The sequence below is a fragment of the Burkholderia sp. SRS-25 genome (assembly GCF_004343765.1).
Taxonomy (GTDB): domain Bacteria; phylum Pseudomonadota; class Gammaproteobacteria; order Burkholderiales; family Burkholderiaceae; genus Burkholderia; species Burkholderia contaminans.
This window is the reverse complement of record NZ_PTXM01000011.1, coordinates 279,289-292,085: the sequence shown is the minus strand read 5'-3', so window position 1 is coordinate 292,085 and position 12,797 is coordinate 279,289. Positions and strand designations below refer to the sequence as shown.

At 67.8% G+C, this 12,797-nt stretch carries 13 protein-coding genes; 9 read left to right on the top strand and 4 right to left on the bottom strand.

The features are described from left to right. Window positions 1-55 precede the first annotated feature (55 nt). Both C5O79_RS17925 and C5O79_RS17920 read right to left on the bottom strand, forming a co-directional pair. Complete coding sequence (locus tag C5O79_RS17925; protein WP_047851263.1) at window positions 56-931, bottom strand: SDR family NAD(P)-dependent oxidoreductase; 876 nt, start codon at window positions 929-931, stop codon at window positions 56-58. 162 nt (window positions 932-1,093) lie between these two features. Further along, on the bottom strand, window positions 1,094-1,672 hold the full coding sequence (locus tag C5O79_RS17920; protein WP_124617357.1) for a TetR/AcrR family transcriptional regulator: 579 nt from the start codon (window positions 1,670-1,672) through the stop codon (window positions 1,094-1,096). A gap of 202 nt (window positions 1,673-1,874) precedes the next feature. Between C5O79_RS17920 and zwf the strand changes: the two genes are divergently transcribed. After that, window positions 1,875-3,350 (top strand): glucose-6-phosphate dehydrogenase, encoded by a 1,476-nt coding sequence (zwf, locus tag C5O79_RS17915; RefSeq protein WP_046548629.1) that lies wholly within the window; start codon window positions 1,875-1,877, stop codon window positions 3,348-3,350. A 101-nt stretch (window positions 3,351-3,451) separates the two neighbouring features. On the opposite strand, the gene C5O79_RS17910 is transcribed toward zwf, so the two are convergent. Further along, entirely contained in the window at window positions 3,452-4,393 is a 942-nt protein-coding gene (locus C5O79_RS17910; RefSeq protein ID WP_122476954.1) for a LysR family transcriptional regulator, read from the bottom strand. 111 nt (window positions 4,394-4,504) lie between these two features. Here C5O79_RS17910 and C5O79_RS17905 point away from each other — a divergent pair, with 111 nt between their 5' ends. The 7 genes from C5O79_RS17905 (at window position 4,505) to C5O79_RS17875 (ending at window position 10,895) form a co-directional block, all read left to right on the top strand. Then, a complete protein-coding gene (locus C5O79_RS17905; protein ID WP_122476957.1) occupies window positions 4,505-5,707 on the top strand; it encodes an MFS transporter in 1,203 nt (400 codons plus the stop codon). A 29-nt stretch (window positions 5,708-5,736) separates the two neighbouring features. After that, window positions 5,737-6,060, top strand: coding sequence for an adenylate cyclase (locus tag C5O79_RS17900; protein WP_122476959.1), 324 nt, complete (start codon window positions 5,737-5,739; stop codon window positions 6,058-6,060). 13 nt (window positions 6,061-6,073) lie between these two features. After that, a complete protein-coding gene (locus tag C5O79_RS17895) occupies window positions 6,074-7,033 on the top strand; it encodes an LLM class oxidoreductase (RefSeq protein WP_122476962.1) in 960 nt (319 codons plus the stop codon). 133 nt (window positions 7,034-7,166) lie between these two features. Further along, window positions 7,167-7,973, top strand: coding sequence for a 2,5-didehydrogluconate reductase DkgB (dkgB, locus tag C5O79_RS17890; protein WP_122476964.1), 807 nt, complete (start codon window positions 7,167-7,169; stop codon window positions 7,971-7,973). A 68-nt stretch (window positions 7,974-8,041) separates the two neighbouring features. Further along, window positions 8,042-9,157 carry an alkene reductase gene (locus C5O79_RS17885; protein ID WP_122476967.1) on the top strand — a complete coding sequence of 372 codons (1,116 nt, stop codon included), beginning with the start codon at window positions 8,042-8,044 and terminating at the stop codon, window positions 9,155-9,157. 22 nt (window positions 9,158-9,179) lie between these two features. Beyond that, the gene (locus C5O79_RS17880) at window positions 9,180-10,184 is read left to right on the top strand and encodes an aldo/keto reductase (RefSeq protein WP_122476969.1); all 1,005 of its coding nucleotides are present in this window, start codon (window positions 9,180-9,182) and stop codon (window positions 10,182-10,184) included. 177 nt (window positions 10,185-10,361) lie between these two features. Then, window positions 10,362-10,895 carry a DUF3455 domain-containing protein gene (locus C5O79_RS17875; protein ID WP_047851272.1) on the top strand — a complete coding sequence of 178 codons (534 nt, stop codon included), beginning with the start codon at window positions 10,362-10,364 and terminating at the stop codon, window positions 10,893-10,895. Between the two features lie 119 nt (window positions 10,896-11,014). On the opposite strand, the gene C5O79_RS17870 is transcribed toward C5O79_RS17875, so the two are convergent. Further along, window positions 11,015-11,680 carry an O-methyltransferase gene (locus C5O79_RS17870; protein WP_122476972.1) on the bottom strand — a complete coding sequence of 222 codons (666 nt, stop codon included), beginning with the start codon at window positions 11,678-11,680 and terminating at the stop codon, window positions 11,015-11,017. A 48-nt stretch (window positions 11,681-11,728) separates the two neighbouring features. Between C5O79_RS17870 and C5O79_RS17865 the strand changes: the two genes are divergently transcribed. After that, a complete protein-coding gene (locus C5O79_RS17865) occupies window positions 11,729-12,406 on the top strand; it encodes a TetR family transcriptional regulator (protein ID WP_122476975.1) in 678 nt (225 codons plus the stop codon). The last annotated feature ends 391 nt before the right edge of the window (window positions 12,407-12,797 follow it).

Below are 12,797 nucleotides of genomic sequence, written 5' to 3'. Positions count from 1 at the left end.
CGCAAGGCGGGCACGGCACGGGTGCGCGCCGCCGACGCCGCCGCGACCGTCACGCCTACCCGACCTGCTTCAACGTCTGCAGCCCGTCCGGTAGCTTCGCGTCCGGGAACATCGTCGACAACGTCGTGTCGCGCCACCGCGCCGCCTCTTCCGCACGCTGCGCTTCCGCCTGCTCGCAGACGAACAGCGCATCGCCGCCGAGCAGCAGGCGCATCGGCACGTCGTCGCGGCGCGACAGTTCGACGATCAGCGCCGCGATCCGCGCCGGATCGCCGACCTCGTGGCCGCCGTATGCGCCGAGCATGTCGAGCATTTTCCCAACCGACGGCCGATAGTCGGGCAGCAGCCCGTCGACTTCACGCTTCGCCTGCGCGGCCCATTCGGTACGCATGCCGCCGGGCTCCAGCGTGCACACGCGCACGCCGAACGGTGCGGCTTCCTTCGCGAGCACGTCGCTGAATCCGCCGACCGCCCACTTCGCGGCCTGATACGCGGACAACCCGGGCGTCGCCGTGCGACCGCCCACCGACGACACCTGGAAGATGTGCCCCGCGCGCTGTGCGCGCATCGTCGGCAGCACCGCGCGCGTGAGGTTGATCACCCCGAACAGGTTCGTTTCGATCTGGTCGCGGAAATCGTCAGCGGCCATCTGCTCGAAGGGCGCCGTATGACCGTAGCCGGCGTTGTTCACGAGTACGTCGATGCGGCCGAACGCGTCGCGGGCGGCCGTCACCGCGTCCGCGGCGGCCGCTTCATCGGTCACGTCGAGCGCGACCGGCAGCAATCGATCGCCGTACCGCTCCACCAGATCCGCGAGCCGCGCGGAGTCGCGTGCGCCGGCCACCAGCCGGTCGCCCGCCGCCAGCACCGCTTCGGAAATCGCTCGCCCCAAGCCGCGGGCGGCACCCGTTACCAACCAGACTTTCGACATGTCGTGCTCCTTGATCGTGATAAAACCAAAAAATGACTGATTACTCACTCATTAAAATAGGCGATGAATCGATCGTTCATGACCTGCATCGCCCTGCTCCCCACTCGCTGCCCGCCATCGCGACGCGCGTCATCCCACGCGCCGCGATGGGCCCTCCCTGACTCACACCGCGTGCAACACGGCCCACAGCGCGCGAAACCCGGCTTCACGATACGCATCGGCCCGCGCCGGATCGCGCGAGATCGACTCCATCGCGGTTTCCGCGATCGACGTAAACAGCGCCGAGCAGAACGCATGCGCTTCGTCGTGGTTCAGCCCACCCGTCGCGGCGACCTGCTCGCGCAGCAGCGCACCGATTCCGCCGAAACCTTCAGCGCCGACCGCCCGATGCACGTCATCGATGCGGCCGCTCACGCCGAGCTGCCGCAGCGCGCGCCGGCCGTCCGGATTGGCGACACCCCACGACACGTAGCCGTTCCATGCATGCCGCACGGCCTGCTCGGCCGGCGCGTGCTCCGGAAAGCCGGTCATCATCGCGTCGCGCATGTCCGCCTTCAGGCTCACGTACAGCGCATTCAGCAACGCGTCCTTGGTCTCGAAGTACGTGAATACCGTGCCTTCCGCCACGCCGGCGAGCCGCGCGATACGCGCGGTCGTCGCACTCGCGCCGTCCTCGGCGAGCGCGCGTGCGGCCGCGGCGAGGATGGCTTCGTGCTTGTCGGGACTGCGCGGTCGGGCCACGTTCGATTCCTTTAATGAGTGAGCGCTCAATCATAATGGAGCGATCATACGGCATGCAAGTGCTGTTACATCCGGGGGAACCCACACGCAATCCATCAAAACCGTGCACTATTAGCGTTTTCACGTACTGGTGCGTTCAAGTATCGGCGCCTGGTGCCTCGACGTTCGTTTCACGTTCCCCGTTTCAAACCGCGAACCTCCCATGACGAATCAGCCTACCCAGACCGCGGCCGACCGGCCCGTCGACATGATCATCTTCGGCGGCGGCGGCGACCTGGCCGCCCGCAAGCTGTTGCCCGCGCTGTACATGGCGCACCTGCACTGCAACCTTCCGCCCGAGACGCGCATCATCGCGGTCGGCCGCCGCGACTGGGGCATCGACGGCTATCGCAAGTTCATGGACGAGCAGTCGCGCCCGTTCATCGACGAAAAGGCGTTCGATCCCGCGGCCTGGAGCCGTTTCCTCGACCTGTTCAAGTACGTGCTGATCGACGTGAACGCACCGGACGACTACCTGCGGCTCGCGGAAGCGGCGCGCGGCGACGCGATCCGCGTGTTCTACCTGTCGACGTCGCCGGAGCTGTTCACCACCATCTGCGACAACCTGTCGGCCGCGCACCTCGTCGACAAGCACTCGCGCGTCGTCCTCGAAAAGCCGCTCGGCCACGATCTCGCGTCCGCGAAGGCGATCAACGATGCGGTCGGCAAGCACTTCGAGGAATCGCAGATCTATCGGATCGACCACTATCTCGGCAAGGAAACCGTGCAGAACCTGATGGTGCTGCGCTTCGGCAACCCGATCTTCGGGCCGCTGTGGCAGGCGCCGAGCATCCGCAGCGTGCAGATCACGGTGGCGGAGACGGTGGGGGTCGGCAGCCGCGCGGGCTTCTACGACCATACCGGCGCGCTGCGCGACATGGTGCAGAACCACCTGCTGCAACTGCTGTGCATCGTCGCGATGGAGCCGCCGGTGTCGCTCGACCCGGACGCGGTGCGCGACGAGAAGCTGAAGGTGCTGCGCTCGCTGCGGCCGATGGCGGTGGCCGACGTCGCGCGCGACACGGTGCGCGGCCAGTACACGGCCGGCGCGGTCGACGGCCAGCCGGTGAAAGGCTATCTCGAGGAAGACAACGTGCCGGCCGACAGCCGCGCGGAAACCTTCGTCGCGCTGCGCGCGCACATCAACAACTGGCGCTGGGCAAACGTGCCGTTCTTCCTGCGCACCGGCAAGCGGCTGCAGCGCCGCCAGTCGGAAATCGTGATCGAGTTCGCGGACATGCCGTTCTCGATCATCCCGACCGGCCCGCGCCATTACAGCAACCGTCTCGTGATCCAGCTCCAGCCGGAAGAGTCGATCCAGCTGCAGATGCTCGCGAAGGAACCGGGCAGCGGGATGAACATGGTGCCCGTGAGCCTGAACCTCGACCTGCAGCAGGCGATTCCGGAGCGGCGCGCGGAAGCGTACGAGCGTTTGCTGATCGACGTGATCCGCGGCCGCCTCACGCACTTCATGCGCCGCGACGAGCTCGAGGCCGCGTGGTCGTGGGTCGAGCCGATCCTCGACGGCTGGAAGCAGCTCGGCGACCGGCCGCGCCTGTACACGGCCGGCACGTTCGGGCCCGCGGCTTCGTCGGCGCTGCTCGCGCGCGACGGGATGTCGTGGTCCGAAGAGGCGTAACCACCACGTGACGGCGTGCCCCAGTGGGGTACGCCGGATCGCACGTCAAATCCCGCATCGAACCGCACGGGGCGTAACCTGCCCCGTCGTCCCGGCTGCCGTTACCGCGGCTCCATCCACGACGCCGCCTTGCGCCGCCCCGACGCATCATTGCCGCTGCCGCCCAGCGCTTCGATCAGGTAATCGACGAATGACGCGATCCGCGACGAGATCGCGGTATTGCGGTAGTACACCGCGTGGATCGGCTGCTCGACCTCGAGCGTCTGGCGCGCAAGCACCTGCACGAGCCGGCCCGCCTCGCGATCCTGCGCAGTCATGAAATCCGACAGGCAGACCACGCCCGCACCGTCGAGCGCGAGCTGCCGCAGCGTCTCGCCGCTCGACGAGCGGATGCCCGGCTCGATGCGGCACGGCTCGCCGTCGGTGCCGAGGATCGGCCACACGTTCAGCGATTCGGGCTGCGTGAAGCCGAGCAGCGTGTGCTTGCCGAGATCCTCCACCTTGCGCGGCTGGCCGTGCGCCGCCACGTACGCGGGGCTCGCGAGCATGCGGATCCGGCTGGTGCCGATGCGCCGGCTGTGCAGCGTCGAATCCTTCAGCCGGCCGATCCGGAACGCGACGTCGGTGCGCCGCTCCAGCAGGTCGATGATGCCCTCGTTGCTGTTCAGCTCAAGCTCGACTTGCGGGAAGCGTTCGCGGTAGCCGCGCACGAGCGGCACGATCACGTGCAGCATGAACGGCGTCGCCGCATCCACCCGCAGCCGCCCCGACGGCATCTCGCGCCGCGCGAGCATCTGCTCTTCCGCCGTCTCGACCGATTCGATGATCGCGCGCGCGTCCTGCAGGAACGCGCGCCCTTCCTCGGTCAGTTCGAGCCGGCGCGTGGTCCGGCGCAGCAGCGTGGTCTTCAGCTTTTCCTCGAGCCGCCCGAGCGTGCGGCTCGTCGCCGACACCGTGAGGTCGAGTTGCTGCGCGGCCGCCGTGATCGAACCGGAGTCGACCACGGCGGCAAAGGCCTGGAGTTCGTCGAGCGTAATCTTCATCGCTGCATTCTTGATTTCAAATCAAAACAATTTGGTTTATAGGCCTGTTTTTCGGCAAAAGTAAAGGCGGCACACTGCGCTCCATCCTCACCGGACCCTGGAGCACCCATCATGCCACTCGCCCTGCTTGCGCTGACCATCAGCGCATTTGCCATCGGTACCACCGAATTCGTGATCGTCGGGCTGATCCCGACGATCGGCGCCGACCTCGGCGTCAGCCTGCCATCCGCCGGCCTGCTCGTCAGCCTTTACGCATTGAGCGTCGCGATCGGCGCGCCGCTCCTCACCGCGCTCACCGGCCGCGTGCCGCGCAAGACCCTGCTCGCCGCGCTGATGGCGCTGTTCACCGTCGGCAATCTCGTGGCCTGGCAAGCGCCCGGCTACGAGTCGCTGATCGTCGCGCGCATCCTCACCGGCCTCGCGCACGGCGTGTTCTTCTCGGTCGGCTCGATCATCGCGACCACGCTCGTGCCGAAGGAGAAGGCCGCCAGCGCGATCGCGACGATGTTCAGCGGGATGACCGTCGCGTTCGTCGCCGGCATTCCGCTCGGCACCTTCATCGGCCAGCACTTCGGCTGGCGCGCGACGTTCCTGGTCGTCGCGCTGTTCGGCCTCGTCGCGTTCGTCGGCGCGGTGGCCTTCGTGCCGCGCGGATTGCCGCAAACGGCACCCGCGCCGCTCGCCCGCCAGTTCCGCGTGCTCGCGCAGCCGCGCCTCCTGCTGGTCTATGCAATGACGGCCGTCGGCTACGGCGGTTCGCTGATCGCGTTCACGTACATGGCCCCGCTGCTCGAGCAGATCGCCGGCTTCACGCCGTCGCAGGTCAGCCTCGTGCTCGTCGGCTACGGCGTGTCGGTCGCGTTCGGCAACGTGTGGGGCGGCAAGCTCGCGGACGCCGTCGGCCCCGTGAAAGCGCTCAAGCGGATCTTCCTGCTGCTCGCGATCGTGCTGCTCGCGCTCACCCTCACGATTCACGTCAAATGGCTCGCCGTGCTGACGATGCTCGCGTGGGGTGCGGTGGCGTTCGGCAACGTGCCGGGGCTGCAGGTGTACGTCGTCAAGCAGGCGCGCCACTTCGCGCCCGACGCCACCGACGTCGCATCCGGCTTCAACATCGCCGCATTCAACCTCGGCGTCGCGGGCGGCTCGGCACTTGGCGGCGTGATCGTCGCGCACGTCGGCCTCGGCCATACGCCGTGGATCGCGGCGGCCGTCACGCTCGGCGCATTCGCACTCACCGCACTGAGCGGCCGGCTCGACCGCAGCGCGGGCCTGCCGGAACGCACGGCGGAGCCCGTCCAGCTCGCGCACTGAACGTCACTTTCTCGCAGGAGTTTGCACACATGAATGCACCGACCCCACGCCCGCCGTTCGCCGGCAAGACGTTCGAAGTGCGCTACGACGGCCTCACCGCGCTCAACGCGTACGACGATGACGGCCGCCACATGCGCTACGAAATCACCGAAGGCCCGTACGCGGGTGCGAAGGGTGAAATCGAATACGCATGGCAGCACATCGCCGGCGAAACCTACGCGATCTCGTGGCAGGAAGCCGACCGCGCGACGGTCGTGCATATCGACGATTTCGCCGCCGGCACGTCGCGGTCTTTCTTCACCGCGTCGTCGCTCGATTTCTACCGGCTCGAAGGCAGCCTGCGCGCGATCTGAACGGAACCCGACCATGTCCACTTCACTCACGGCACTCGACAAACTCGCAGACGGCAGCTTCAGCATCGGCCTCGAACTGCCGCTCGACAACGACTGGTCGCCGGCCGGCAACGCAAAGCGCCAGCACGACCGTCGCTACCCCGGCGTACCCGACCTCGCGCGCCACGCGACGCTCGCTCAGCAGGCCGATACGCTCGGCTTCCGCGCGCTCTGGGTGCGCGACGTGCCGGTGTACGACCCCGCGTTCGGCGACGCCGCGCAAGTGTTCGAAACCTTCTCGTATCTCGGCTACCTCGCCGGCATCACGAACGACATCCTGCTCGGCACGGCGGCCGTCGTGCTGCCGCTGCGCGAGCCGCTGCTCACGCTGAAATCGGCCGCGACGATCCAGGAACTGAGCGGCGGCCGCCTGCTGCTCGGCGTCGCCAGCGGCGACCGGCCCGTCGAATATCCGCTGTTCGGCCGTGACTTCGCGTCACGCGGCGCGAATTTCCGCGACCAGATCGCGCTGCTGCGCGACGGCGCGCGCGGGCATCTGCCGCCCGGCCTCGACGTGCTGCCCGCCGCCCGCACCCCGCTGCCGCTGCTCGTCGCAGGCCTCGCGCAGCAGACACCCGCGTGGATCGGCGAACACATGGACGGCTGCCTCGCGTATCCGGGCACGCCGGACGACCACAGGCAGCGCGCCGCGAACTGGCGCGCGGTGGCCGGCAACAAACCGTACGTGAGCTTCATCCACCTCGACCTCGCGGAAGATCCGCACGAACCGCTGCAGCGGCACCGCTTCGGCGCCCGCGCGGGGCGTCTCGCGCTCATCGAGGAGCTGGCGGACATGCGCGACGCAGGCGTGCAGCACATCGGCCTGCATTTCCGCCGCAACCGGCGGCCGCTCGACGAGTCGATGGCCGAGATCGCGGCAGAGGTGCTGCCGGTGTTCCATGCGGATGAAAGCGCACGGCCGCGCGTGGCATGACGCCGGTGAAATCCACTTCCGATACTTGATTTCAGATCAAATATTTTTGACCTCAGACGGCGTTTATCTCATCAATCCGGAACGCCAGAATGACACCCATATCGAACCCGTTCCACTTTCCCAGGAGCACTTGATGAACAAGATTCCCGCATTCGGCCTCGGTACGTTCCGCCTGCAAGGCCAGACCGTCATCGACTCGGTGCGCAACGGCCTCGAAGTCGGCTACCGCGCGATCGACACCGCGCAGATCTACGGCAACGAGGCCGAAGTCGGCGAAGCGATCGCCGCGTCGGGCGTGCACCGCGACGACCTGTTCCTCACGACCAAGATCTGGGTCGACAACTACGCGCCGGACAAGCTCGTGCCGAGCCTCGAGGACAGCCTGCGCAAGCTGCGCACCGACCACGTCGACCTGACGCTGATCCACTGGCCGGCCCCCGACAACGGCGTCGCGCTCGACACGTTCATGACCGCGCTCGCCGACGCGAAGGCGCAGGGCCTCACGCGCCGGATCGGCATCTCGAACTTCAACATCGCACTGACGAAGGCAGCGATCGCGGCCGTCGGCAAGGACGCCATCGCGACGAACCAGATCGAGCTGAGCCCGTACCTGCAGAACCGCAAGCTCGTCGAGTTCCTGAACGCCGAAGGCATCCACGTCACGTCGTACATGACGCTCGCGTACGGCAAGGTGCTCGGCGATCCGGTGATCGGTGCGATCGCGCGGCGTCACGACGCGACGCCCGCCCAGGTCGCGCTCGCGTGGGCGTTGCAGCTCGGCTACTCGGTGATCCCGTCGTCGACGAAGCGCGAGAACCTCGCGAGCAACCTGCTCGCACAGACGCTGCGCCTGACCGACGAAGACATGGCGCAGATCGCCGCGCTCGAACGCAACGGCCGCGAAGTCGACCCGGCCGGCCTCGCGCCGAAGTGGGACTGACCGCACCACCCGCCACTCACATTTGATTCGCCGCGGCCCGCGGGCCGCGGCACCGACAGGACATCTCCATGACCCAGGATCCGCTTTTTCAACCGCTGCGACTCGGCGCGCAGACGCTGCCGAACCGCATCGTGATGCCGCCGATGACGCGCTCGCGCGCCAGCCAGCCCGGCGACGAAGCCAACGAACTGATGGCCGCGTATTACGCGCAGCGCGCGAGCGCGGGCCTGATCGTCAGCGAAGGCACCTATATCGCGCCGCTCGGCAAGGGCTACGCGTGGACGCCCGGCATTCACACGCCGTCGCAGGTGGCCGGCTGGCGCAAGGTGACGGACGCCGTGCATGCCGCGCACGGCCGGATCTTCGCGCAGCTGTGGCACGTCGGCCGGCTGAGCCACACGAGCCTGCTCGGTGGCCGGCAGCCCGTATCGTCGTCGCCGCTCCAGGCGAAAGGCGTGAACGTGTTCATCGCCGGTGAAGACGGCAGCACGCCGGGCTTCGTGCAGGCGTCCGAGCCGCGCGCGCTGACGATCGACGAGATCCGCGAGATCGTCGATCAATACCGCGCCGCCGCGCGCCATGCGATCGAGGCCGGCTTCGACGGTGTCGAGCTGCACGGCGCGAACGGCTATCTCGTGAACCAGTTCATCGACTCGAACGCCAACACGCGCACCGATGCGTACGGCGGTTCGCTCGAAAACCGGCTGCGCTTCCTGCGCGAAGTCACGCTGGCGCTGATCGACGGCACGGGCGACGCGTCGCGCGTCGGCATCCGCCTCGCGCCGCTGACGACGCTGAACGGCTGCGTCGACGACGATCCGGAAACGACCTACCTGGCCGCTGCAAAGCTGCTCGGCGAACTCGGCATCGGCTACCTGCACATCGCGGAAGCCGACTGGGACGACGCACCGTTGATGCCGGTCGAATTCAAGCGGCAACTGCGCGCCGCGTTCCCCGGCGTGCTGATCTATGCCGGCGCGTACACCGCCGAGCGCGCACGCGAAGCAATCGCCGCCGGTTGGGCCGACCTCGTCGCGTTCGGCCGCCCGTTCGTCGCGAACCCCGACCTGCCCGAGCGGCTGCGCACCGGTGCCGCGCTCGCGCCGCACGACCGCAACACGCTGTTCGGCGGCGGCGAGCGCGGGCTGACCGACTATCCGACGCTGGCCCAGGCCGCGGCCTGAGCCGGCATACCCGGGACTGCTCATGAGAATCTCGCTCCCTTCCCGCCTGGGTTTCGGCACCGCGCCGCTGGGCAACATGTACCGGGACATCCCGCACGAAGAAGCGCTGGCCACGGTCGACGCAGCGTGGGACAGCGGTATCCGCTACTTCGACGCCGCGCCGCTGTATGGCGCCGGCCTCGCCGAGCTGCGCCTCGGCGAAGCGCTCGCGGGGCGCCCGCGCGACGCGTATTCGCTCGGCACCAAGGTCGGCCGGCTCGTGCTCGACGAACACGAGGATGCATCGCAACGCGATCTCGGCGAAAAAGGCGGCCTGTTCCGCCACGGGCTGCCGAACCGGATCGTCTACGACTACACCGAGGACGGCACGCTGCGCTCGATCGACGCGAGCCTCGAGCGGCTGCGCACCGACCGGCTCGACACCGTGTGGATTCACGACCCGGCCGTCGACTTTCACGGCGACGCATGGCGCGACGTGTTCGACATCGCGATGTCGGGCGCGGCCAGGGCGCTCACGCGGCTGCGCGACGAGAAGGTGATCCAGGGCTGGGGCCTCGGCGTGAACCGCATCGAGCCGTGCGAACTCGCGCTCGAACGCGCGGACCCCGACGGCTTTCTGCTCGCCGGGCGCTACACGCTGCTCGACCATGCGGGCGCGCTCGAACGGCTGATGCCGGAAAGCGCCGCGCGCGGGCTCGGGATCATCGTCGGCGGCCCGTACAACTCGGGCGTGCTGGCGGGCGGCACCCATTACGAGTATCAGCCAGCCACGCAGGCCATGCTCGACCGCGTCGCGCGCATCCGCCGGATCTGCGAACGATTCGGCGTCGATGTCCGCGCGGTGGCGCTGCAATTCTCGCTCGCGCACCCGGCCGTCGCGGCCACGATCCCCGGCGCAAGCCGGCCCGATCGCATCGACGACAACCTGCGTCTCGCGGCGGTGTCGATCCCTGCCGAACTGTGGGATACGCTGAAGGCCGAACGCCTGATTGCCGCGCAGGCACCGACACCGGTCGGCCGGGATTGAGGTTGAATCGGGGATGCGCGGCCGCGTCAACCAACGGCCGCGCATCCCGGGCCGCACGCAATTGCAACGGCTATCGCCACGATTGCCATTTGCGCATTGCAGCCGGCGCAATTGGCGTCTAGCGTTTACGGGTTCGTCGACGTATACCCGTCACCCGACCCGAAAGGATGCCTCGCCATGCGAAGCCGCTTCCCGAAACGCCCCATGCTACCGGCCGCCATGGCCTGCGTTGCACTCGCCTTCTGCGCGTCGTCCGCCCGCGCCGACGACGCCGGCCTCGCGCCGCCCCAGCCGGCCACGCCCGTGCTGTCGACGACTGCGGCCGGCCTACAGGTCTACACGTGCGACTACGATGCCGGACACAAGCTCGTGTGGGTGTTCCAGCACCCGGAGGCGATGCTGTTCGACGCGAGCGGCACGCTCGTCGTCCGGCACGGTGCCGGGCCATCATGGGAAGCGCTCGACGGCAGCCGCATTACCGGCAAGAAACTCGCGGAAGCGCCGAGCGCGCGCGCCGGCAGCATTCCGCAACTCCTGCTCGCGGCGACACCGGCCGCAACGGACGCGAAGGCCACGGCCGGCTCGCTCGCCGGCGTGCGCTTCGTGCAGCGGCTCGATACCGCGGGCGGCATGCCGCCGGATGCAGCATGTTCGACCGAGCATGCGGTCGGCCGCTTCCCGTATTTCGCGCGCTACGTGTTCCTGAAATAACACACGACGGCGCCCGAAGCGCCGGGCGCCGCTGCGGCTTCGTCCACTGCCCGCATCGCATCGATCAGTTGTCCTTTCCTTGATGGTCGGATGCGCGCAGTCATCAGGTACCGCAAAGCTCAGCCGATCCGCATCGACAACTCGACATCGCCACCGAACGGCACCGACAGATAGCCGTTCTCCGGCGCGCGCACGTAAGCGAGATAGTCGGGATTGAAATCGGCATTGTCTGCAACGACGAACGCTCCGCGCCGCAGCCGGTGCTCGACGAGAGCAAGCACCTCCGGATACAGCGCCTTCGCACCGTCGAGCAGCAGCAGGTCGACCGAATCCGGCAGATCGGCGGCCAACGTGCGCAGCGCATCGCCCTCGCGGATCTCGACGAGATCGGCCAGCCCGGCCGCTGCCAGGTTCGCCCGCGCCCGCACGACCTTCGACGGCTCGAATTCGCTCGTGACCAGCCGGCCGCCGCCGTTGTCACGCAGCGCGGCCGCGAGGTGCAGCGTCGAAATGCCGAACGACGTGCCGAATTCGACGATCGACCGCGCGCCGCCGCTGCGCGCGAGCATGTACAACAGCGTGCCCGTCTCGCGCGACACGGCGAGCGGATAGTCCTTCAGGCGCGCATACAGATCGGTGTATTCGGTCTTGCTGCGCATCAGCCGCGCTTGCTCGTCGCGCGACAGGCTGGCGAAGTCCGGGCTCGCGGCGGGCGACGAAGCGTCGGCCTCGTCGAACAGGCGTGCCAGCAGCGAGGCCAGCGGGTCGAGCGTCAGGGTGGTCATGCGAATCTCCGGGTTCAGGTTGAGTGCGTCGTTGCACCTGTTTAGAATATGACGAACTATTCATGTTTTACTATTCGCATTGGCCAGCCACTCATGACCGACCGCTCGAACGCCCGGATTGCCACGCGCAAACAGCCTCAGCAGGCTCGCTCGACCCAGCTCGTCGAGGACGTCCTGCAGGCCGCTGTTCAGGTTTTGGCGAGCGAAGGCGCGCAGCGCTTCACGATGGCGCGGGTCGCCGAGCGCGCCGGCGTGAGCGTCGGCTCGCTGTACCAGTACTTCCCGAACAAGGCGGCCGTGCTGTTCCGGCTGCAGCATGACGAGTGGCGGCAGACGGCCGAGATGCTGCGCGGGATGCTGGAGGACGTGAAGCGGACACCGCCCGAGCGGCTGCGCACGGCCGTTCACGCGTTCATCCGTTCGGAATGCGACGAGGCGCGGATGCGCATCGCACTCGATGACGCCGCGCCGCTCTATCGCAACGCGCCCGAGGCACGGGAAGCCAAGGCGGCCGGCAACCGCATCTTCCAGGCGTTCATGCGCGAGGCGCTGCCCGCTGCACCGGACGCCACGCGCGAACTGGCATGCGACCTGATCACCACCACGCTCACCGCGGCCGGCAAGGCGTTTTCGGAAAGCGAGCGCTCCCCCGATGAAATCGCCGCGTATTCGAACGCGATGGCCGACATGTTCCGCGCCTATCTCGACCATCTCGCGCACAATTGAGGCCGGGGGCGACGACGAAAACCGCCCCTGCGCGATGGCGCCATCGTCCGGATGCAGGTTGCGCGCGACGGCGGACCCCGCCACCGGCCCCTGTTTCCACCGGCCTGCCCGGCCACCCCGAAAGACACTTGTAATTTTCGATGCATCTCCCGCTTCCCCCTGCCCGTCGACCCCGCATTCAAATAATCGCCTTAACGGATTCGAACTAGGCGTATACACGCGTGTCGACACGACGAAGCCCCGTTGCACGCCGATATAAGCGCTGAGACATGCGCTGCATGCTCTTCCCCCAATGGGACGTGATGGGCGCTTCGCCTAACCTTCGCTACGGCAAAGCACACGTGACGGGGTCGACACCACAACGCGTCGCACGACGCGACACCCTCGCGAT

Bases quoted from the DNA above. Each gene is read 5' to 3' on its own strand.
- C5O79_RS17875 (WP_047851272.1), top strand. From the start codon at position 10,362: ATGCGAAGCCGCTTCCCGAAACGCCCCATGCTACCGGCCGCCATGGCC.
- C5O79_RS17865 (WP_122476975.1), top strand. From the start codon at position 11,729: ATGACGAACTATTCATGTTTTACTATTCGCATTGGCCAGCCACTCATG.
- C5O79_RS17910 (WP_122476954.1), bottom strand. From the start codon at position 4,393: ATGAAGATTACGCTCGACGAACTCCAGGCCTTTGCCGCCGTGGTCGAC.
- C5O79_RS17900 (WP_122476959.1), top strand. From the start codon at position 5,737: ATGAATGCACCGACCCCACGCCCGCCGTTCGCCGGCAAGACGTTCGAA.
- C5O79_RS17905 (WP_122476957.1), top strand. From the start codon at position 4,505: ATGCCACTCGCCCTGCTTGCGCTGACCATCAGCGCATTTGCCATCGGT.
- C5O79_RS17885 (WP_122476967.1), top strand. From the start codon at position 8,042: ATGACCCAGGATCCGCTTTTTCAACCGCTGCGACTCGGCGCGCAGACG.
- zwf (WP_046548629.1), top strand. From the start codon at position 1,875: ATGACGAATCAGCCTACCCAGACCGCGGCCGACCGGCCCGTCGACATG.
- C5O79_RS17925 (WP_047851263.1), bottom strand. From the start codon at position 931: ATGTCGAAAGTCTGGTTGGTAACGGGTGCCGCCCGCGGCTTGGGGCGA.
- C5O79_RS17895 (WP_122476962.1), top strand. From the start codon at position 6,074: ATGTCCACTTCACTCACGGCACTCGACAAACTCGCAGACGGCAGCTTC.
- C5O79_RS17870 (WP_122476972.1), bottom strand. From the start codon at position 11,680: ATGACCACCCTGACGCTCGACCCGCTGGCCTCGCTGCTGGCACGCCTG.
- dkgB (WP_122476964.1), top strand. From the start codon at position 7,167: ATGAACAAGATTCCCGCATTCGGCCTCGGTACGTTCCGCCTGCAAGGC.
- C5O79_RS17880 (WP_122476969.1), top strand. From the start codon at position 9,180: ATGAGAATCTCGCTCCCTTCCCGCCTGGGTTTCGGCACCGCGCCGCTG.